The sequence below is a fragment of the Variovorax sp. efr-133-TYG-130 genome, assembly GCF_030208835.1.
Classification (GTDB): Bacteria; Pseudomonadota; Gammaproteobacteria; order Burkholderiales; family Burkholderiaceae_C; genus Variovorax.
Genome location: NZ_JARVTD010000003.1, coordinates 640126 through 660100, shown reverse-complemented (window position 1 = coordinate 660100; position 19975 = coordinate 640126). Strand labels below are relative to the sequence as shown.

General features: G+C 65.5%; 27 protein-coding genes, 2 tRNA genes and 1 pseudogene. 23 read left to right on the top strand and 7 right to left on the bottom strand.

The window, feature by feature from the left end:
• Positions 1-71: 71 nt before the first annotated feature.
• The 17 genes from QRN67_RS05200 (at position 72) to QRN67_RS05120 (ending at position 12934) form a co-directional block, all read left to right on the top strand.
• Positions 72-1079, top strand: coding sequence for an ABC transporter substrate-binding protein (locus QRN67_RS05200; protein ID WP_285410904.1), 1008 nt, complete (start codon positions 72-74; stop codon positions 1077-1079).
• Positions 1080-1090: 11 nt separating this feature from the next.
• The gene (locus tag QRN67_RS05195) at positions 1091-1942 is read left to right on the top strand and encodes an ABC transporter ATP-binding protein (RefSeq protein ID WP_081269148.1); all 852 of its coding nucleotides are present in this window, start codon (positions 1091-1093) and stop codon (positions 1940-1942) included.
• On the top strand, positions 1939-2697 hold the full coding sequence (locus tag QRN67_RS05190) for an ABC transporter permease (protein ID WP_081269149.1): 759 nt from the start codon (positions 1939-1941) through the stop codon (positions 2695-2697). The genes QRN67_RS05195 and QRN67_RS05190 overlap by 4 nt, the downstream gene beginning before the upstream one ends.
• Positions 2676-3434 carry an ABC transporter permease gene (locus QRN67_RS05185; RefSeq protein WP_106934268.1) on the top strand — a complete coding sequence of 253 codons (759 nt, stop codon included), beginning with the start codon at positions 2676-2678 and terminating at the stop codon, positions 3432-3434. Before QRN67_RS05190 ends, QRN67_RS05185 begins: the two co-directional genes overlap by 22 nt.
• A complete protein-coding gene (locus QRN67_RS05180; RefSeq protein WP_285411150.1) occupies positions 3431-4210 on the top strand; it encodes a class II aldolase/adducin family protein in 780 nt (259 codons plus the stop codon). Before QRN67_RS05185 ends, QRN67_RS05180 begins: the two co-directional genes overlap by 4 nt.
• Before the next feature lie 40 nt (positions 4211-4250).
• Positions 4251-5090 carry a TauD/TfdA dioxygenase family protein gene (locus tag QRN67_RS05175; protein WP_285410901.1) on the top strand — a complete coding sequence of 280 codons (840 nt, stop codon included), beginning with the start codon at positions 4251-4253 and terminating at the stop codon, positions 5088-5090.
• Positions 5091-5161: 71 nt separating this feature from the next.
• Positions 5162-5896 carry a GntR family transcriptional regulator gene (locus tag QRN67_RS05170; protein WP_081269152.1) on the top strand — a complete coding sequence of 245 codons (735 nt, stop codon included), beginning with the start codon at positions 5162-5164 and terminating at the stop codon, positions 5894-5896.
• 53 nt (positions 5897-5949) lie between these two features.
• A complete protein-coding gene (locus tag QRN67_RS05165; protein ID WP_081269153.1) occupies positions 5950-6783 on the top strand; it encodes an SDR family oxidoreductase in 834 nt (277 codons plus the stop codon).
• Complete coding sequence (locus QRN67_RS05160; RefSeq protein ID WP_285410898.1) at positions 6780-7955, top strand: pyridoxal phosphate-dependent aminotransferase; 1176 nt, start codon at positions 6780-6782, stop codon at positions 7953-7955. Before QRN67_RS05165 ends, QRN67_RS05160 begins: the two co-directional genes overlap by 4 nt.
• 11 nt (positions 7956-7966) lie before the next feature.
• Positions 7967-8848: an alpha/beta fold hydrolase gene (locus QRN67_RS05155; RefSeq protein WP_081269155.1), complete on the top strand. Its 882-nt coding sequence runs from the start codon at positions 7967-7969 to the stop codon at positions 8846-8848.
• A 2-nt stretch (positions 8849-8850) separates the two neighbouring features.
• Positions 8851-10140, top strand: coding sequence for a Zn-dependent hydrolase (locus QRN67_RS05150; protein WP_285410896.1), 1290 nt, complete (start codon positions 8851-8853; stop codon positions 10138-10140).
• Positions 10137-11069 carry a cupin domain-containing protein gene (locus tag QRN67_RS05145; protein ID WP_285410894.1) on the top strand — a complete coding sequence of 311 codons (933 nt, stop codon included), beginning with the start codon at positions 10137-10139 and terminating at the stop codon, positions 11067-11069. The genes QRN67_RS05150 and QRN67_RS05145 overlap by 4 nt, the downstream gene beginning before the upstream one ends.
• Positions 11070-11135: 66 nt before the next feature.
• Positions 11136-11402, top strand: coding sequence for a hypothetical protein (locus QRN67_RS05140; RefSeq protein WP_285410893.1), 267 nt, complete (start codon positions 11136-11138; stop codon positions 11400-11402).
• A gap of 58 nt (positions 11403-11460) precedes the next feature.
• On the top strand, positions 11461-11757 hold the full coding sequence (locus tag QRN67_RS05135) for a hypothetical protein (RefSeq protein ID WP_285410892.1): 297 nt from the start codon (positions 11461-11463) through the stop codon (positions 11755-11757).
• 83 nt (positions 11758-11840) lie between these two features.
• On the top strand, positions 11841-12545 hold the full coding sequence (locus QRN67_RS05130; RefSeq protein ID WP_285410890.1) for a glutathione binding-like protein: 705 nt from the start codon (positions 11841-11843) through the stop codon (positions 12543-12545).
• A 47-nt stretch (positions 12546-12592) separates the two neighbouring features.
• Positions 12593-12669: transfer RNA gene (locus QRN67_RS05125), tRNA-Pro, on the top strand.
• Positions 12670-12857: 188 nt separating this feature from the next.
• Positions 12858-12934: transfer RNA gene (locus QRN67_RS05120), tRNA-Arg, on the top strand.
• A 73-nt stretch (positions 12935-13007) separates the two neighbouring features.
• On the opposite strand, the gene QRN67_RS05115 is transcribed toward QRN67_RS05120, so the two are convergent.
• On the bottom strand, positions 13008-13472 hold the full coding sequence (locus tag QRN67_RS05115; protein ID WP_503010869.1) for a tyrosine-type recombinase/integrase: 465 nt from the start codon (positions 13470-13472) through the stop codon (positions 13008-13010).
• Here QRN67_RS05115 and QRN67_RS05110 point away from each other — a divergent pair.
• From QRN67_RS05110 to QRN67_RS05095, 4 genes and pseudogenes are all read left to right on the top strand, one after another.
• Positions 13447-14064 (top strand): annotated as a pseudogene (locus QRN67_RS05110) (DNA/RNA non-specific endonuclease); the annotation flags it as partial. The gene QRN67_RS05115 and the pseudogene QRN67_RS05110 overlap by 26 nt on opposite strands.
• Before the next feature lie 48 nt (positions 14065-14112).
• A complete protein-coding gene (locus tag QRN67_RS05105; protein WP_285410887.1) occupies positions 14113-14475 on the top strand; it encodes a hypothetical protein in 363 nt (120 codons plus the stop codon).
• Between the two features lie 274 nt (positions 14476-14749).
• Complete coding sequence (locus tag QRN67_RS05100; RefSeq protein ID WP_285410886.1) at positions 14750-15076, top strand: HNH endonuclease; 327 nt, start codon at positions 14750-14752, stop codon at positions 15074-15076.
• A gap of 238 nt (positions 15077-15314) precedes the next feature.
• The gene (locus QRN67_RS05095) at positions 15315-15533 is read left to right on the top strand and encodes a hypothetical protein (RefSeq protein ID WP_285410884.1); all 219 of its coding nucleotides are present in this window, start codon (positions 15315-15317) and stop codon (positions 15531-15533) included.
• A 42-nt stretch (positions 15534-15575) separates the two neighbouring features.
• Here QRN67_RS05095 and QRN67_RS05090 read toward each other — a convergent pair whose 3' ends face one another.
• From QRN67_RS05090 to QRN67_RS05075, 4 genes are read right to left on the bottom strand one after another with little or no spacing between them, the layout of a single operon-like run.
• Entirely contained in the window at positions 15576-15803 is a 228-nt protein-coding gene (locus QRN67_RS05090) for a hypothetical protein (protein WP_285410883.1), read from the bottom strand.
• The gene (locus QRN67_RS05085; RefSeq protein ID WP_285411149.1) at positions 15790-16125 is read right to left on the bottom strand and encodes a hypothetical protein; all 336 of its coding nucleotides are present in this window, start codon (positions 16123-16125) and stop codon (positions 15790-15792) included. Before QRN67_RS05085 ends, QRN67_RS05090 begins: the two co-directional genes overlap by 14 nt.
• Before the next feature lie 2 nt (positions 16126-16127).
• On the bottom strand, positions 16128-16379 hold the full coding sequence (locus QRN67_RS05080; RefSeq protein WP_285410882.1) for a hypothetical protein: 252 nt from the start codon (positions 16377-16379) through the stop codon (positions 16128-16130).
• Complete coding sequence (locus tag QRN67_RS05075) at positions 16357-16635, bottom strand: hypothetical protein (RefSeq protein WP_285410881.1); 279 nt, start codon at positions 16633-16635, stop codon at positions 16357-16359. The genes QRN67_RS05080 and QRN67_RS05075 overlap by 23 nt, the downstream gene beginning before the upstream one ends.
• 130 nt (positions 16636-16765) lie before the next feature.
• Between QRN67_RS05075 and QRN67_RS05070 the strand changes: the two genes are divergently transcribed.
• Both QRN67_RS05070 and QRN67_RS05065 read left to right on the top strand, forming a co-directional pair.
• Complete coding sequence (locus tag QRN67_RS05070) at positions 16766-16954, top strand: hypothetical protein (RefSeq protein WP_081271666.1); 189 nt, start codon at positions 16766-16768, stop codon at positions 16952-16954.
• A 41-nt stretch (positions 16955-16995) separates the two neighbouring features.
• Positions 16996-17715 (top strand): SOS response-associated peptidase, encoded by a 720-nt coding sequence (locus QRN67_RS05065; protein WP_285410880.1) that lies wholly within the window; start codon positions 16996-16998, stop codon positions 17713-17715.
• A gap of 147 nt (positions 17716-17862) precedes the next feature.
• On the opposite strand, the gene QRN67_RS05060 is transcribed toward QRN67_RS05065, so the two are convergent.
• Positions 17863-18126 carry a UBP-type zinc finger domain-containing protein gene (locus QRN67_RS05060; protein WP_285410878.1) on the bottom strand — a complete coding sequence of 88 codons (264 nt, stop codon included), beginning with the start codon at positions 18124-18126 and terminating at the stop codon, positions 17863-17865.
• A 29-nt stretch (positions 18127-18155) separates the two neighbouring features.
• Positions 18156-19835, bottom strand: coding sequence for an FAD-dependent oxidoreductase (locus QRN67_RS05055; protein ID WP_106934277.1), 1680 nt, complete (start codon positions 19833-19835; stop codon positions 18156-18158).
• Positions 19836-19975 lie beyond the last annotated feature (140 nt).

Genomic DNA, 19975 nt, shown 5'->3' with positions numbered 1-19975 from the left:
CAAGAAAACAGCCTGAAAGTGCATGGCATGAATACTGCTATGAGTATTTTTTGTATTCAAGAGGCCTTCCAATGTCTTTCAAGTCCTTGCGTATCCTGGCCGCCGTCGCAGCGTCGATGGCTCTTCTGACGGGCATGCCCGCGTCCGCCGCGGAGAAGGTGTCCGTGCGCCTCAAGTGGCTGGCGCAGGCGCAGTTCGCCGGCTTCTACGTGGCCAAGGCCAAGGGCTTCTATGACCAGGCGGGCCTCGACCTGACGATCAACCCGGGCGGCCCCAACCTCAACGTCGAGACGCTCGTGGCTTCGGGCAACGACACCTTCGGCCTGGCAGGCGGCACCGAGACCGTGCTGCTCGCACGCGAAAAGGGCCTGCCGCTGGTGTGCATCGGCGTGACCGTGCAGAACACGCCGTTCACCTACGTCACCTACAAGGATTCCGGCATCACCAAGGTGAAGGACTTCGCGGGCAAGAAAGTCGCCACTTGGTTCACCGGCACGCAGTACACGCTGTATTCGATGCTCGCCTCGGCCGGCGTTAAGCAGAGCGAGCTGACCATCGTGCCGCAGTCGGGCTCCATGGCGCCTTTCGTCGAGAAGCAGTTCGACGTGGCCGCCGCCACTTACTACAACGAGCTGAACACCCTGAAAGAGCAGGGCCTGGGCGACAAGCTCACGCTCATCAAGCCCGACGACTACGGCGTGGTGGTGCAGCAGGACACGGTGCTCGTGTCCGAGAAATACCGCAACGAGAAGCCGCAGCAGGTGCAGGCTTTCATGAACGCCACCATCAAGGGCTGGAAGTACGCGCTGCAGAACAAGAAGGAGGCCATCGACATCGTCATGGCTGCTGCGCCCAGCCTGAACCGTGCACACCAGGAAGCCATGCTCGACGAGTTCGAGAAGCTGGTGAAGGCCGGCAAGGGCACCACCGACGGCATCCTGGCCATCGACCTGCCGACCGTCGAGAAGATGCAGACGCAGCTCGTCGGCTACAAGGCGCTGAAGGCACCGGCCGACCTGTCGAAGGCCTATGACGCCAGCTTCTGGAACCAGGTGCCGGCCGGCGACAAGAAGTTCTGAGCCGCCGCGCCATGAAGTTCATGCCTCACGAAGTGATGCCGCCGGCGGTTGCCGACACAGCGCCGCCCATGCTCGAGCTGGTCAACGTGTGGAAGCGCTTCGGCGAAGCGCAGGCGCGGACCGTTGCGGTGTCCGGCGTCAACCTGCGGATCGCGAAGAGCGAGTTCGTCACGCTCGTGGGCCCCTCGGGTTGCGGCAAGTCGACGCTGTTCAACATGATCGCGGGCCTGCTGCCGCCGGACGACGACGGCTCGCTGCTGTTCGGCGGCGCGCCGCAGCGCGACGGCCAGTTGCTCGGCAAGGTGTCGTTCATGCCGCAGCGCGACCTGCTGTTTCCGTGGCGCACGGTGCTCGACAACGCCATCCTCGCGCTCGAGGTGGAAGGCACGCCGCGCAAGGAAGCGCGCGAACGTGCCCGCGCCATGCTGCCCGAGTTCGGCCTGGCCGGTTTCGCCAACCACTATCCGCACCAGCTGTCGGGCGGCATGCGCCAGCGCGTGGCGCTGATGCGCACCTTCCTGTTCGAGCGCGACCTGATGCTGCTCGACGAACCCTTCGGCGCGCTCGACGCGCTCACCCGCACCCGCATGCAGCACTGGCTGCTGGAGCTGTGGGCGCGCCACCGGCGCACGGTGCTCTTCATCACGCACGACATCGACGAAGCCATCCTGCTCGGCGACAAGGTGCTGGTGATGACGGCGCGCCCCGGAACGGTGAAGAGCGAGACCGTGATCGACCTTCCGCGCCCGCGCGATCCTTCTGTGGTGCTGACGCCGGAGTTCATCGGCCTGAAGCAGCGCCTGCTGGCCGAGATCGAGGAAGAGAGCCAGAAGACCTTCGCGCAGGAGGGCACCGCGCCGTGAACACCTTCCTGCAGCGCGCCGTGCGCTCGCCCGCGCTGGCCTTCCTGGGCCTGGCGCTGGTGTGGGAGCTGTACGTGCACGCCTTCGCGCCGTCGCCGCGCTATTTGCCGGCGCTCAGCGCCATCGCGCAGGACGCCTGGTCGGTGTGGCCGCAGCTGGTGCGCGGCTTCGGCCGCACGTTGCTCGAGACGGTGCTCGGCTTTGCCCTGGGCGCGGTGTTCGGCTGCTTCTGCGGCACGGTGTTCACCTATTCGCGCTGGATGGAGCGTTCGGTGTTCCCGCTGTTCGTGGTGTCGCAGACGGTGCCGGTGGTGGCCTTCGGCGCACTGATCGTCATCTGGTTCGGCAACTCGCTGCTGGCCAAGGTGATGACCGCGTTCTTCCTGACCTTCTTTCCCGTGACGGTGAACACGTTGCGCGGGCTGAAGTCGTGCGACCCGCAGCGCATTGCGCTGATGAGGAGCTTCGGCGCGAACCGCCTCGTCATGTTCTTCAAGCTGGCCGTCCCTTCGGCGTTGCCGCAGATCATGGTGGGGCTGCGCGTGGCCATCGGCCTGAGCCTGATCGGTTCGGTGGTGGGCGAATGGTTCGGCGAAACCGTGGGCCTGGGCGTGATGCTGATGGAAGCGATGAACGCCGACCTCGTGGTGCGGCTGTGGGTGGTGATGTTCGCCTGCGGGTTGATGGGTGCGCTGCTCTACGGGCTGCTCACCTTCGTGGAAAGGAGGCTCGTATGGTGGCGCAGCGAAAGCTGATGGCTTCGCCCGTGGTGCCGGTGGTGCTGAGCATCGCCGTGCTGCTGGTGGTGTGGGAGGGCGCGATCCTGCTCTTCAAGATTCCGCCCTTCGTGCTGCCGAGCCTGGGTTCGATCGTGCAGCATGCCTTCACCGACACGGGCCGCTTGATGGCCGCGCTGCTGGCCACGCTGGGCGAGGCGCTGGGCGGCTATGCGCTGGGCAGCGTGCTGGGCTTGCTGCTGGCAGTGCTGCTGTTGATGGCGCCGCCGCTGGAGCGCATCGTGATGCCGCTGGCGGTTGCGGTCAACGCCGTGCCGACCGTGGCTTATGCGCCGCTGTTCCTGATCTGGTTCGGGCTCGGTGCCGCGTCGAAGATCGCCCTGGTGGCGCTGGCCGTCGGCTTCACCATGCTGGTGAATGCGCTGCATGGCCTGAAGCAGGCCGACCTGGCGGCAGTGAACCTGATGCGCAGCTTCGGGGCGGGGCAACTGAAGATCGTGTGGCGCCTGCGCCTGCCGGTGGCGATGCCCTCGGTGGTCACGGCGCTGCGCATCGGCGTGCCGCGCAGCATGATCGTCGCGATCGTCGGCGAGATGCTGGGCGCCTACGCGGGCCTCGGGCGAATGATCTATGAGTCGACGCAGCAGGTCGACCTGCTGAGCGTGTGGTCGGCGGTGCTCATCGCATCGGTGGCGAGCATGGTCTTCTACGGCCTGCTCGTATGGATCGACCAGAAACTGGTGTGGTGGCGATGATGAACGTGGCGAAGAACAATCCCGCGGCATATCCGCAAACCGAAGCCGAGCTGCGCGTTCAGCTCGCCGCCTGCTACCGGCTGGTGGCGCACTTCGGCATGGACGACCTGATCTACAACCACATCTCGGCGCGCGTGCCGGGGCCGGAGCATCACTTCCTCATCAACCCGTACGGGCTGCTGTTTTCGGAAGTGACGGCTTCTTCGCTGGTGAAGATCGACCTCGACGGCAACAAGGTGGACGCCACCGATGCCGAGGTGAACCAGGCCGGCTTCGTGATCCACAGCGCCATCCACGCGGGCCGGCCCGACGCGCTGTGCGTGCTGCACACCCACTCCGAGGCCGGAACCGCCATCGCGGCCATGCCCGACGGCCTTGCGCCGCTCAGCCAGTTCGCGATGCGCTACCAGGGCCACACGGCGTTTCACGACTACGAAGGCGTGGCGCTGGAAACCGGCGAGCGCGAACGGCTGGTGCGCGACCTGGGCCCGCACCACACGCTGGTGCTGCGCAACCACGGCATCCTGACGGTGGGCCGCACCATTCCCGAGGCCTTCATCCTCATGTACTACTTCGAGAAGGCGGCCAAGGTGCAGCTGCTTGCTCAAGGCGGCGTGGCCCCCGGCCAATCGCTGGTGTATCCGCAGACCGAAGCGAGCGAGCTGGCCGCGCGCCAGTTCACCGAATTCGCCGGCGACATCCTGCCGCCCGGCACGCGCGAATGGCCCGCGTTCCTGCGCATGCTGGAGCGCACCCAGCCCGACTACCGGCTCTGACAGCCGTTTCTTTCCTCAATCCCTGAGACATCCTCCAACCATGCAACTCGAGAACCTCACCTCTTTCATCGGCACCGAAGTCAAAGGCATCGACCTGCGCGAGCCCGTGAACGACGCCGACTTCGCCGTGCTGCGCGACACGCTCAACCAGCGCTCGGTGCTGCTGTTTCGCGGCCAGCGCATCAACGAGGCGCAGCACGTCGCCTTCTCGCGCCGCTTCGGCACGCTGCTGGGCCACGTGCTCACGCAGTTCCTCAAGAAGGAATACCCCGAGGTCTACGTGCTGTCGAACGTGTCGGAAAACGGCAAGCCCATCGGCAACCACAAGGAAGGCTGGAACTGGCACTCCGACCTGTCGTACAAGGCCGAGCCCTCGATGGGCGCATTGCTCTACGCACTGGAGGTGCCGCCGGTGGAAGGCGACACCTTCTTCGCCTCGATGCACGCCGCCTACGACGCGCTGGACGACGACATGAAGGCGCGCATCCGCCATCTCACGGCCACGCACAGCTACGCCAACTACTACGGCAAGGCCTTCGCCGACCGCAACCCGCTCACGCCCGAGCAACTGGCTGCCACGCCCGACGTGGTGCATCCGCTGGTGCGCACGCATCCCGAAACCGGCCGCCTGTCGCTCTACGTCGGCGAAGACGTGGTCAAGCACATCGACGGCCTGCCCGCCGACGAGAGCGCCGCGCTGCTGGCCGAGCTGAATGCGCACGCCATCTCGCCCGAGTTCAGCTACCGCCACAAGTGGCTCGCCGGCGACCTGCTGGTGTGGGACAACCGCTGCACCATGCACCGCGCCACGCCGTACGACGACAACGTGTACCGCCGCGTGATGCATCGCACCACGGTGGCTGGCGACCGCCCGTTCTGACACTCGAATCAATCTCACAGAGCGCCCCGCGTTCGAAGACCGAAGACAACCACAAGAAGGAAGGCAAGAACATGGAACACGACGAACCCGAAATGGTGGAACCCACGGCGCTGCGCGGGCGCGAGCGCCAGCGCGGCAAGGGCGCCACGCTGTCCGACGAACTGAAGGACACGCTCGAAGACCTGATCGTCAGCGGCGTCATGAAGCCCGGCGCGCGGCTCGACGAAGCCGAGCTGGCCGAGCGCTTCAAGGTGTCGCGCACGCCGGTGCGCGAGGCGCTCAAGGCGCTGGCCGCCACCGGCCTCGTCGACCTGCGAAGCCGCCAGGGCGGCGTGTGCGTGGCGCGCATCTCGCTGCCCATGCTCATCGAGATGTTCCAGATGATGGCGGTGATGGAAGGCCTGTGCGCCAAGTTCGCCGCGCGTCGCGCCACCGAGGCGCAGAAGCTGCGCATGAGCAGGCTGCACGACGAGCTGACCAGCATCCTCGCCTCGGGCGACCACTCGCGCTTCTACGACGTGAACCAGGACTTCCACGACGCGCTGTACGAGGCCTCCAACACCCACTACCTGGCCGAGCAGACCCGCGCGCTGCGCAAGCGCGTGCGCGTGTACCGCCGCTACGTCACCTTCCAGCCCGGCCGCATGACCGCCACCATCGGCGAGCACGGCGCCATCCTCGACGCCATTCGCCGCAACGACCCCGAAGCGGCATTCTCGTCCGCCATCGACCACGTGAGCCTGCTCGAGGACGACATCGTCGACCTCATCGCCGCGCTGTCCGAGCAGGACGCGGGCGGCGCCTGACCAAGCTCTTTCAACGAACCCGATCTCTCGAACGCATCCCAGGACATCACGCCATGAAACTCGAACTCGAAGGCAAGACCGTACTCATCACCGGCGCCTCCAAAGGCATCGGCCTCGCAGCCGCCCATTCTTTCGCGGCCGAAGGCTGCCACCTGCACCTGGCCGCGCGCGACGGCGTGGCTCTGGCAGCCGCAAAGGAAGAGATCGAGAAGATCTACCCCATCAACGTGCGCATCCACCCCATGGACCTGGCCGCGCCCGGCGCCATGTCGCAGCTGGCCGAGGCGGCCGGCCATGTCGACATCCTGGTGAACAACGCGGGCGACATTCCGGCCGGGCCCATCGAGTCGCTCGACTTCGCGGTGGTGCGGCGCGGCTTCCAGCTCAAGGTGCTGGGCTACATGGAGCTCACGCAGATCTACTACGCACGCATGAAGGCCGCCGGCGGCGGGGTGATCGTGAACGACATCGGCAACTCCGGCGAGAACTGGGACGCCAACTACATCGCCGGTTCCACCGGCAACGCGGCGGTCATGGCCTTCACGCGCGCGCTCGGCGGCGTGAGCCTGGACGACGGCATCCGGGTGGTGGGCGTGAACCCCGGCCCGGTGGCCACCGACCGCATGGTCAAGCTCATGAAGCGCCGTGCCTTCGACACCCACGGCGACGAAGGCCGCTGGGAAGAGCTGTTCGACAACTACCCGGGCGGTCGTCCCGCCACGCCGGAAGAAGTGGCCGAGCTGATGGTGTTCCTGGCCTCGGCGCGCGCGGGCTACATCACCGGCACGGTCGTGACCATCGACGGCGGCATTGCCGCGCGCGGCTCGATCATCAAGACCAGCAAGAAGGTGGTCGAGGCCGAACAGGCCCGGAGGCTCGCGGCATGAACGCGGCATTGAACCCCGCCGTGGCGGTGCCGGCCGTGACCAGCGACGCGGAAACCCGCAACCGCTACTTCGACCGCCTGTTCACCAACCCCGAGCTGATGTGGCTGGGCCAGAACACCAACCACTTTCCGCTGCATCCCGCGGTGCGCAAGGCGCTGCACGATGCCATCGACGACGAGAGCTTTCACGCCTACGCGCCGCCGCTGGGCATGGAGGCGCTTCGCACGGCCATCGTGGAAGACCTGGGCGTGCCGAACCAGTCGGCCGTGGTGACGGACGGCGCGGTCGCCGCGCTCGCATTGGCCTGCCGCGCTTTCTGCGAAGCAGGCAAGGGCTTCGTGACCACCGACCCGGGTTGGAAGTGGCCGCTGCAGTTCGCGGCCAAGGCCGGCTGTGCCATCACCGAAATTCCGATCTACGGGCCCGAGTACGGCTTCAAGCTGTCGGCCGAGGCATTGGCTGCTTCGACCGACGGGAACACCGCGGTCATCTACCTGGTGGACCCCAACAACCCGCTGGGCACCACCTACACCGAGGACGAGATCCGCGCCTTCGCGGACCGTGCGCGGGAGATCGGCGCGATCCTCATCCACGACTGCACCTACCGCGACTTTGCCGACAGCCACACGCTGGCCTCGCGCTTCTATCCGGAAGGCACGGTGACCATCGTGAGCTTCTCCAAGTGGCTGGGCCTTGCGGGCCTGCGGCTGGGCGCGCTGGTGGCGTCGCCGGAGCTGCTGGCGCGCATCCTGCCGCATTCGCAGGCGCCGCTGGGGGCCAGCGTGCTGGCACAGCGCGCCGCCATCGCGGGCCTGGGCGTCAAGGCCGAATGGATGGCCGAGGTGATCGCGCAGCAGCGCGAGAACCAGCGGATGATCGTCGACGCCTTCGCAAAGCTGCCGGGCTTCCTGGTGCCGGTGTTCCCGTCGCAGGCCAACTTCATCGTGGTCGAGTGCACCGGCGCGGGCGTGACGCCCGAGGCGCTGGTCACCGCGCTTGGCGAGCACGACATCATGGTGCGGCAGGGCACTTACCACACGCCGCGCTTCGGCCACCGCTTCATCAAGATCTCGACCACCGTGCCGAAGGCGTGGGCGCAGGCGCTGTGCGATGTGCTGCCGCAAGCGGTCGAGCGCGCGCGCACGCTGCCGGCCACGGCCGCGCTGTTCTGAGGAGGCGAACCATGAGCTTCGCCACCACGCAAGACGGCGTTCGCCTGTACTACGAAACCGCCGGCAGCGGCACGCCCATCGTGTTCGTGCACGAGTTCGGCGGCGACCACCGCAGCTGGGAGCCGCAGATGCGCTACTTCGCGCGGCGCCACCAGTGCGTGACCTTCGGCGCGCGCGGCTATCCGCCGTCCGACGTGCCCGCCGACGTGGACCGCTATTCGCAGGCCACGGCGGCCGATGACATCGCCGCCGTGATGGACGCGCTGGGACTGCAGCGCGCGCACATCGTGGGGCTGTCGATGGGCGGCTTCGCGACGCTCCACTTCGGCCTGCGTCATGCGCCGCGCGCGGCTTCGCTGGTGATTGCCGGTGCGGGCTACGGCGCGGAGAAAGAACACGAGGAGTACTTCCGCGGCGTCTCGCTCGAAGTGGCCAGGCAATTCGAGGCACAGGGCTCCGAGAAATTTGCGCGTACCTATTCGCTGGGTGCGAGCCGCGTGCAGTTCCAGAACAAGGACCCGCGCGGCTGGCAGGAATTTGCCACGTGGCTCGGTGAGCACGACGCGCTGGGGGCTGCCAACACCATGCGCGGCGTACAGGCGCGGCGCCCGTCGATCTACGACCTGGAGAGCGAATTGCGCGCGATGCCAGTGCCCTCGCTCGTGGTGGTCGGCGACGAGGACGACCATTGCCTGCAGCCCGGCATCTTCCTCAAGAAGACCGTGCCGGCTTGCGGCCTCGCGGTCATGCCCAAGACCGGCCACACGCTCAACCTGGAAGAGCCCGCCGCCTTCAACGCCTTGTTGGCCGAGTTCTTCGCACAGGTCGAAGCCGGCCAGTGGAAGCCGCGCGATCCGCGCGCGCTGCCCAGCCAGATCATGAAGACCGACTGACCATGAACGCCGACGCAGCCACGATCACCCATGCACAACAGGGCGCCTGGCGCATCGACGCCACGCGCCTCTGGGACCGCCTCATGGCGCTCGCGCGCATCGGCGCCACGCCGGGCGGTGGCGTCGACCGGCAGGCGCTGAGCGCGGAAGAAATCGCTTCCTGGCGCACCATGATCGACTGGGCCTTGCAGGCCGGCCTGGAGCCTTCGACCGACGCGGCCGGCAACCTGTTCATCGCGCTGCCCGGCACCGACCGCGATGCACCGCCGGTGCTCGCGGGCAGCCATCTCGACAGCCAGCCCGGCGGCGGGCGCTTCGACGGCGTGTATGGCGTGGTGGCCGCACTGGAGGTGTTGACCACGCTGGCGCAGCGCGGCGTGCGCCCGCCGGTGGACATCGTCTGCGTCGCATGGATGAACGAAGAAGGCTCGCGCTTTGCGCCCGGCATGATGGGCTCCGAAGCCTTTGCCGGTGTGCGCAGCCTGGAAGCCGTGCGCGCGGTGCGCGATGCGCAGGGCGTTTCCGTCGCCGATGCGCTCGATGCGTTGCATGCGGCGTTTCCCGCGCTGCGGCGGCGAACCCTGGGCTTTCCGGTGAAGGCCTATGTGGAGGCGCACATCGAGCAGGGGCCATTGCTGGAAGCGCAGGAGCACGTGATCGGCGTCGTCACCGGCATCCAGGGCAAGAAGACATTCGACATCGTGATCGAGGGCGAGCGAGGCCACGCGGGCACGCTCGCGATGGTCTACCGGCGCGATGCGCTCGAAGCCTTCACGCGCATCGCGGGTGCGTTGTATGCGGAGATCGGCGGCTACGACGAAGCCGTGAAGTTCACCATCGGCCGCCTGCAGGTGGAGCCGAACGCGCCTTCGGTCGTGCCCGAGCGCGTGACCTTGCGCATCGACCTGCGCCACCCCGACAACGCCGTGCTTTCATATCTGGGCGAGCGCATCGGCATGCTGTGCGACACCTTCGCAGCGCCTTGCGAGGCCACCGTCACGCCGCTGGTCGATGCGCCTTCCAACGGTTTCGACCCCGCGCTGCAGCAGGCGATTGCCAAGGCCGCCGAGAGCATCGGCGAGTTGCATATGCCGATTCTCTCGGCCGCCGGCCACGACGCGCGCCACATGGCGCCGCTGTGTCCGAGCGCGATGATCTTCATTCCCTGCCGCGACGGCGTGAGCCATGCCGAGCACGAATGGGCCGAGCCCGAGCATGTGGCCGCCGGCGCCAATGTGCTGTTGCGGGTGCTGCTGCCGTATGCGGGTGCAGGGGAAGGGGCGGCACCGTGAACGAAACCGTCACCGACATGGCGGATCTGCCGATGCAGCATCCGGGCGCGCCAGCCAGCGCGGCGCAGGCACGCGCGCGTTTCTTCAACTCCGGCAACGCCTTCAACGTGAAGCTGCCCGAAGTGCCCGCGCGGCTCTTTTCGCCGCCGCCGGAAGGGCAGTTCGGTGTTTTCGATTGCGACCAGTCCGAGGCGCTGGGCAGCGGCTTTGCGGCCACCACGCCGCTGATGCTCGCGCGCTATGTGCGCATCGCGCCCGGCGACATGCCGTTGCCGCTGGACGTGCGCGCGACCGGAGCGGTCTGGTACGTGATTTCCGGCAGCGGGCGGCTCGACGGCGCGTTCGATGGCTTCGAGTTTGGCGCGGGCGACGTGTTCCTGCTGCCCGGTGCCACCGGCTACCGCCTTGCGGGCGGGCCTGAAGGCGCGCTGCTGTGGAGCGTCGGCAACGAGCCTCAGCTGGCCTTCGAGCGCGCGGAGCCTGCGCCGGTGGTGGATGCATCCATCGACGTCGTTCACTATCCGGCCGCCGAGATCGAGCGGCAGTTCGCAACGATCTTTTCGACCGGGACGCGCGACGAGACCTCGGGCCGCGCGCTGATCTTCTCGTCCGACAGGCAGGCCGCCGCACGCAACCTCACGCCGACCTTGACGCTGAGCTTCAACACGCTGTCTCCCGGCACCTGGCAGCGTTCGCACCGCCACAACTCCGCCGCGGTGACGCTGGTGGTGCAGGGCGAGGGCTGCCATTCCGTCGTGGGCGATGCGCATTGCCCGTGGGAGCCATGGGCAACGCTCGTCACGCCGCCGGGTGCGCCGCACTCGCACCACAACCAGGGCGTGGATGGCGCGCGCTTCCTGATCGTGCAGGACGGCGGACTGCACTATCACGCGAGGACCATGGGCTTTGCGTTTCTCGAAGCAGCCTGATAACGAGTCACGCGGCTTACTTCACCCGGAAGCCGAACTGTCACTTGGCGTTGTCACCATGAGTGAATGGCTGGCCAACTTATTTCCATTGCCCTGACTGTCGACCAACACGACGCAGGCGACTATTTCTGGGTGCTCCTGGAGTCCTTCGACAACTCGATGGAATTCGAGCCGCTGATGGAAGCCGCGACAGGCTTTTCAACATACATCGAGGCGCTGCAGGCCGGGTATGTGGTGCTGAAGGGGATGTCGGAAGATTTGAATGTCGGGCCCCGCGAGGAGGGGGAGGAGCTTCTGATTGCGCAAGAGCGGGGCGCCAACGGCCAGCTCTGATGCGCTGACAGGCGCAGGCTATGCTGGCGCCTGTTTGTTTTGCGAGCGACCGAGGCACATGAAGAAATCCAAGCCCCCGAAGAAGGCGGGCACCTATGACATCAAGAAGCAGTGGCACTGGGGCCGCGCGATGCGCGAGCTGCGCATTGCCGATTTCCTGAAAGACGGCCGCCTGCTGGTTCCCGGCGAGTACACGGGCGAGGGGCCCGCCACCGACGACGGAACCGGCGCGCTTCGCACCGTGGGCGGCATCCAGGTGGGTGCCGCGAACTACGAAACTGGAATGATGTGGGTCGGCCGAAAGCTGCGGGAGGGCGACCTGCCTTCCAAGCCGGGCGGGACGGCGTCAGACTGAACGCAAATCCCGGTCGTGCACGCGATCGGGAGGGCACGTATATGCTGCCGGGCACGCATCACATCCATCGGAGCCCGAGACATATGTCTGCACAGCCTATCGAGGTCTATTCCTGGCCCACGCCGAACGGCCACAAGATTCACATCATGCTCGAGGAATGCGGCCTGCCGTATCGCGCGCACCCTGTGAACATCGGCAAGGGCGATCAGTTTGCGCCCGACTTCCTGCAGATCAGCCCCAACAACAAGATCCCCGCCATCACCGACCCCGACGGTCCGGACGGCAAGCCGATTTCGCTCTTCGAATCGGGCGCCATCCTGGTCTACCTGGCGGGCAAGACCGGCAAGCTGCTTCCGGCGGGCGACCGCGAGCGTTATGACGTGCTGCAGTGGCTCATGTTCCAGATGGGCGGCGTCGGCCCCATGCTCGGACAGGCTCACCACTTCCGCATGTACGCGCCCGAGAAGATCGCCTATGCGATCGACCGCTACACCAACGAAGCCAAGCGCATCTACGGCGTGATCGACAAGCAACTGTCGAAGAGCAAGTTCATTGCCGGCAAGAGCTATTCGATTGCCGACATCGCGATCTTCCCCTGGCTGCGCAGCTGGGAGAACCAGGGCATCACGCTTACCGACTTCCCTCATCTGAAGGCTTGGTTCGACGTCATCGCGGCGCGCCCTGCCGTGCAACGCGGCGTGAAAGTGCTGGCTGATCTGCGCCAGCCCATCACCGGCGACAAGGAACGCGAGATCCTTTTCGGCAAGACCCAGTACGAGAAACGCTGAGAAACTTCAGGAACGGGCGAATATCCGGGCTAGAATAGAAGGCTTGTCGGGGTGTAGCGCAGCCTGGTAGCGCATCTGGTTTGGGACCAGAGGGTCGAAGGTTCGAATCCTTTCGCCCCGACCAAAAAATCGAAATGCACACAGTCTTTACAGGCTGCGTGCATTTTTCGTTCCGGGCCATGAGAAGGTTGCCGAATCGGCAGCGTCGCCACACGGGGCCAAGTGCGGAACTGGGTAGAATCTGCGCCGCTGCCGGCCCGGAAACAAAGACGTCTAAGTCGTTGATTCTCCTGGGTTCTCTCCGGTTTGCATCTGCCCGTAGCTCAGTTGGATAGAGCACCTGCCTTCTAAGCAGGTTGTCGGGGGTTCGATCCCCTCCGGGCAGGCCAACAGTTTCCCTCTGTAGCGCGCATATTTCCCAAATCTCGGGGAAGAATCAGGGAAGAAAGCAGCCTTTGAGGTCTACTTCGACGCTCGGCCTACCTTCTTCGGGGAGGGGGCCCGGTTGCTCAGCAGGTTCTCCAGCTTTCCCATCTCGACGGTGTTTTGGCCTCCGTCCATCCACTTTGCGTAAGTCCGCAGGAACATCTCGACGGAGTGTCCAAGCTGCTTGGCCCCGTAGGCTGGTGCTACGCCCGCCATGAGCAGCATGGTGGCGTAGGTGTGCCGAGTCTCGTACGGGCTGCGGTAACGAATGCCCAGCCGCTTCAGGGTCGGGCGCCAGTACATTTCGCGCGGCGTCCAGTCGTCGACCCAGCGCTCCCGAGTCTTCGGGTCCGGGAACATCCAACCGTCGGCCATGAGGAAGCTGTGCTCTTTTTGCGCGCGCAGGTATTCCATCGCGCGGGAGTTCAACTGCACCAGCCGGGCGACGTTCGTCTTCGTGTTGTCTTTGTGTTCGCCCAGCACGATTCCGCAGGCCCCCATGAAGCGCGAGCTTTGCTACGACGCCTTCGCAATCCTGCACAGCGGCACGACTAAGACGCCGGTGTTTGTGGCCGAGCGGCTCACTCGCGCGAGCATCGAAGATGCCAACGAAAAGCGCACCAACAAATTTTTTGCGGATGCCCGGCTGCCGCGCGGCGAGCGCGCGGAGCTGAGCGATTACAAGGGCTCTGGCTACGCCCGTGGGCACATGGCGCCGGCCGGTGACATGCCGAATGCAACGGCGATGGCCCAGAGTTTTTCACTGGCGAACATGGTTCCGCAGAACCCGTCGCAGAACTCCGGCGCCTGGTCCAAGATCGAGCAGGACACGCGCCGCTACGCGCTGCGCGCCAGAGGCAATGTGTTCGTGATCACCGGGCCGGTGTTCGGGCCGAAAAGCCTGACAGTCGGGGCGAGCCGCGTGCGCGTGCCTACCCATCTTTTCAAGCTGGTCTATGACGAAAGCAAAGGCAAGGCCTGGGCCCATTGGCAGCCAAATTCTGCCGACGCTCAGGCTGGCCGGCCTATCAGCTACCCGGAGCTCACGGAGCGAATCGGTATGCACCTGCTGCCAAGTGTCGAGGTGCATTGACCAGCGCGTGGCCACCGCCTGCCGTGGCTTGCGATAGACAATGAGCGCGTGAAATTCATTCAATACGTTCTTCCGGCAGCCATGTTGTTCGCGACCGGTCTGTCGCGCGCAGATACCGTAATTGCCGGCGCGGGCGGTGAGACATGCGAGGCTTGGACCAAGGCGCGAAAGGTGCAAAACAGACAACCGAAGGATGCTGTCGCAGACTCGATGATGATCTCGTGGGTGCAAGGCTTCCTGTCAAGCAAAAACTCGAACGGCGCCACGATCCTGGACGTACCTGACGTTTCTGTATTGCGCTTCTACACGGACAAGGTCTGTGGGCGAACTCCCGAGGCAAAGATCTTCTCAATTGCGGATGACCTCGCGGACCTCTTGATCGAGCAGTACTCCGAAAAGAAGCGCAAGTAACTTTGGGTCTTCGCTGCCACATCCTGCAGAGATACCTCGCGCCATCGGCCCCCACCATCACGGCAAGCGATCCATCGCTGATCTCGATCCGCACGCGGTAGAGGGTGGGCATGCGGGGATTGTCGCGGCAGCGTGTCGCGCTTTAGAATCCGCCCGCTCGGGTTGATGCCCGACCGTGCGATCCAAGATCGCACCCGCCGATAGCCCAAGGCACGGCGCCCGCAATGCACCAAGTGCCAGCGGGGACTTCCAAGTTCAACCTTAGGAGTTCCCAATGCGGAAATCACAACGTCAACGAAATCGAGAGCGCGCCCGCCGTGCACAGCGTGGTACCTGCATCTACTGCTGCCGGCCCATGGGCAAGGACGTGACGGCCGAGCACCTGGTCGCGCGCATGGACGGCGGTAAGGACTCGCGCGGCAACATTGTGGCCGCTTGCAGGCGCTGCAACGCTGGCCGCCACGCGCTCTTCCCGGCTGGGGCGCCGGAGCCCGAGACCTACCAGGCCTTCGTGCTGCTGATGCGTGCTGCGGGCCAGTGGCCGCCGCTGCAGGCGCCAAAAAAAGACCCGCCGAAGCGGGTCGAAGGGTCATCGACATGACCTGAGGATGCGGCTAGGGCCGCCGCGGGTCGATTCTCCGGCCGGGCCCCGGGCGGCGTGTGTGAAGAACTGCGCGAGAGAGTGTCAACAAAGGTCACCTGCACTTCGATGGGGGCTCGATCGTCGCCCTTGGCCTACGCTCTGCTCGCTCAGCACCTGCCACCATACGATCGGGGAGTGGGACACCGCAGACATTGCGGATACCGATGTGCGGCAGTGCATCGCACAAGGATACGAAATGCCACTTGACTTTCTACGACGCATCGAGGATGCGACTTTCCCGTTGGCCGTTCTCGATGAGGGTGACATTCAATGCGCAGCGGTGCTGGCCGCAGCCGAACTCATCGAAGCAAATCTTCCAGAGCCCGGGGACGCTGTCGCGCGTTCTGCTTTGATTCTGCGCATCACGCCACTTGGCCGGGCAGAGCTTGCCCGCTTACGACGATGCGAGGAATGAGACTCGCCCGGAGCGAACAAAAAAGGGGGAGCGAGCTTCAGTTCAGCCGGCTGCCGGCGGGTGCATGACTTCGACCGGCCCAATGCCGCTGTAGACCGTGGCACCGTCCTTCAGGGACGTGACCGTCCAGCGCTCGGCGCCGTGTCCTGGCGTGACCTTGTAGTCGCCCGGCGCCAGCGGGAGCTCGCGTTCTTCGCGGACCTTGTCGCTGTACCAGGCTGGCGTGTAGAGGGTGGTGGTTTCGGTGGGGAAGATGTCAGCTTGGCTCATGATCGAATCCAGCGGCCTTTTCGAGAAGGCGCAGTGACAGTTCAACGGGAAGGTTATTGCATTCGCAGTACCAGACCTGGTAGCACCAACGGCCGGCCACATGCTCGGCGCCGGCAAAGCTGATCGTGTCGTTGAAGCACGCGACGATCTCGGGGCGCCACAGGATGCCGCGCTCCCCATTTGCGTAACCCGGAACGGATTCCCAAAGTCCCAGCTGCAACCGGCCTTCCAAGGTTCGAAGCAACAGCATCCCGCATACCCATTCCTGATCCACAAACTCGCGCTTGCTCAGCTTGGTGCCGCCTCGGTAGCGGCGGCGCATCTTCACTCGCATACGCTATCCCCGCTGGGCGCGTGGTCGCGGGCAAGATCTGGCACCTGATGCATCACAGCGCGGATGTGGTCGCCGGCGTTGTGGTCCCAGTCTCCGTACAGGTCGCCGATGCGCGCACAGCGGCCGGCCACGTGGTCAGCGAAGTCGCGCAGGGTGGGGCGCATCGGCTCGTCGCGGCCGAGCTCACCTGTCTGACGAGCCATAGCGACGAGCTCGTCTTCAATCGTTTCGCCAGGCGCCATCTTCGTGTCTCCATCCCGGGGGCACCTCGGCGCCGGGCACCATCCACGCTGGCGTGTTGACGCCCAGAATGTACTGGGTGCGCTTGCCGCCGAACATGCGCTTGACGACTTCGGCGGGCTCCTCCGTTGAGTGCTTTTCATACTGCTCGTATGCGTCTTCGATGTGGTCGTCGAAGGCCGCGCGCGGCTCGATCTCGAGCACTGCGTAAACGAACTTTTCGACCCACTCTTGGCGGGCTGTCTTCATCTTGCTCACGGCAATCTCCTAGACGGTTGAGATCGCGCGCCTTCGCGCGCACCAGTGCATCGGAACCCGCCAAGCGGATCGGACTGCTGATCCTATTAACTACTGGTTAAATATACAGTGATTGCGGTAGACTGCAAGCATGGAAAACATGCCGGCGAACCTCTGGATTGCCGCCTGCGCGCACCGGTTGCAGCAGCAGTGGCACACCGTCGACCCTCTGGATCTGGAGGATGTGGCGCACGATCTGTGGCGCGACGAGCGCCTGCGAGCGATGCCGCCCGACGAGGCGGCCGTCGACTGGCTCAAGCCGATCAACGAGGTGGGGTAACTGCGGAGGCAGTCGGCGTGACTGCGCGGGAGGATGAGCACATGTGCACCCGCTATATCTCTCCTGAGGACCGCGAGATCGAGGCTTTCTGGTCTATCGACCGGAAGACCAACAATCACAAGGATTGGGAGAACTTGCTGACGGTGTTCCCGCTGTCGCTGGCCAGGTTCATCCGGCGGGCCGACGATGTGGACTACGCGCGCGAGCTCGTGGTGGGGCAGTGGGGAATGATCCCGCCTTGGTCGACCAGCCATGTCCCGCAGCGCAAGCCGAAGAAGGGCGAAGAAAAAGGCGCCAGGCTCAGCACGGTCAATGCGCGCACCGAGGGCATGGAGAAGTCACCGACCTACAAGAACGCCTGGGCTCGCGGCAAGCGCTGCATCATCCCGGCCGCCACCTTCGACGAGCCGAACTGGGAGACGGGCAAGAACGTCTGGTGGCGGTTCCGTCGCGCTGACGGGGCGCCGTGGGGCCTGGCCGGGCTATGGGACACCTGGACAGACCTCGAAACCGGCCAAGTGTGGGACAGCTACACCATGCTCACGATGAACGCCGATGACCACCCGCTGATGTCGCGCATGCACAAGCCGGATCCGAAGCTGCCTGCAGATCAGCAGGACAAGCGCTCGGTGATCCCGCTCGAGGTGCATGATTTCGACCGCTGGCTGACCTGCACAGTCGAGGAAGCGCGGACGATGCTCAAGTTGCCGTCCATCGAGCTTTTCGATGCTAGAGAGTTGATGGCAGGTGCGGCGAGTTAGCACCTGCAAGGTGGGGGAACAGACGGGGGAACGGATGGTACGCCAATAGAAAGAATCGAATGCCGGCGCGCCCTGCAGCTCGTCCTTCAATCCCCTCCGGGCAATTGTCAAATTTGCTCCCTCGAACCCCGCAGGAGCATGACCCAGTCACCCAACCTGCCTCTCATGCAGGTTGCACCACATCCAATCCTCCCCGGGCTCCATCGACTGGATCACCGGATGTTGCTGCGCATGCGAGTGCTTCGTCGCGTGCCGGTTCTTCGACGAATCGCAGCAACCTACGTGGCCGCATTGAACGCACAGGCGCAGGTGAACCCAGGTATCGCCGGTCTTCAAGCAGTCTTCGCAGCCGCGCAGAGTGTGCGGCTGCGCGATGTCGGCGGGAACGTGGTCGCAGGGTTTGATGGGCACGAGGCAACTCCTTTGTAATTCGAGACTGATCAGGCCGTAGTCGAGGACTGCGACAGGTGTTGATGAATCAGCGCCACCGCAGCAGCGCCTTCGCCGATGGCGCCGCCGACGCGCTTGACGGATCCCGAGCGCACATCGCCCACGGCGAACACGCCGGGCACGCTGGACTCGAGCGCGGTCGCGGGCCGAGCTGGAAAGCCGCTGCTCGCGGCCGCGCCGGTCAGCACGAAGCCATGCTTGTCGACCGACACGCCGCATCCTTCGAGCCACGAAGTCTCGGGCTCCGCGCCAACGAAGAGGAAGATGTTGCGGGCAGGGCAGTCGTGCTCGTCGCCAGACGTGTGGCAGCGCCACGTCGCACCCGTGAGGCCTTCGTCCGGTCCGCCGTGCAGGCGGACCAGTTCCGTGTGCGGCTGCAGCGAGATGTTGGGAGTGGCTTCGATGCGGTCGATGAGGTAGCGCGACATGCTGGCCGCGAGCGACGGCCCGCGCACCAGCACGTTGACCTTGGCCGCATGGCGTGACAGGAACACCGCGGCCTGTCCGGCGGAGTTGCCGCCGCCGACAAGCGCCACTTCCTGCCGCGCGCAAATCTTGGCTTCGATGGCCGAAGCCCAGTACCAGATGCCGCGCCCCTCGAATTCGGCGAGGCGCGGCACCGCGGGTCGCCGGTAGCGCGCGCCGCTGGCAATCACCACGGTGCGCGCATTGATGGTGCGGCCGTCGGCCAGCGAAACGCGCAGGCTTTCCTGCGGGTTGTCGCGCGAGCAGTCCAGCGATGTCACCTTGGCGGGGATCAGCATCTCGACGCCGAACTTCTGCGCCTGCACGAAGGCGCGGCCCGCGAGCGCCTGGCCCGAGATGCCTGTCGGAAAGCCGAGGTAGTTCTCGATGCGTGCGCTGGCACCGGCCTGTCCGCCGAACGCGCGGCAATCGAGCACGATCACGCGCAGGCCTTCGGAGGCCGCATACACGGCGGTGGCCAGGCCCGCCGGTCCGGCGCCCACCACGGCCACGTCATACAACTCGTCGCGCTCGGCGGTGTCGACCATGCCCAGGCAGCGCGCGAGCGCATCGTCGGTGGGGTTCACCAGCACGGAGCCATCCGGACACACCGCCAGCAGCTTGCCGGCACCGTACTGCGCGATGAGCGCGGCGGCGTCGGGGTCGTCGTCGGCGTCGACCAGGTGATAGGGGTAGCCGTTGCGGCGAAGAAAGTTCTCCAGCCGGGCCATGTCGGGCGACTGCGGCGGGCCGATCAGCACCGGTCCGCTGGCGCCGGATTCGATCAGCGCCACGCGTCGCAGGATGAGCGCGCGCGTAATGCGTTCGCCCAGGTCGGCTTCGGCGACAAGCAGCGCGCGCAGTTGCGCCGGCGGCACCAGCAGCACTTCCACATCTTCATCGGCATGTCCGTCGACCAGGGCAGGGCGGCCGCTCAGTTGGCCGACTTCGGCCAGGAACTCTCCCGGGCCCTGCCGCACGATGGGCACGACGTGGCCGAGCCCATCGCGTTGCGTGACCGCCACGACGCCCTTGAGCAGAACGTACATCCCGGGGCCGGTTTCGCCGGCGGTGAAGAGCCGGGCACCGCGCGCGAACTGTTGCACGGTGCCGAAACGCGCAATACGCGCAATCTCCGTGTCACTCAGCACGGGAAAGGTCTGCTGGAGGCGGCCGTTGTCGGTGCCGCGTACGTCGGTGGCCATGCGTGAAAGCTCCTTTTCGCGAGTCTCCCGCATTAGACGACGAAGTGCACGGAAGGGCCTGCGTCGCCGTCATGTGTCTGAAATATTCCTGACATGCCGGCTTCATGGCAGGTGCGGAGACTCCCTCGGCAGAAAGGGTT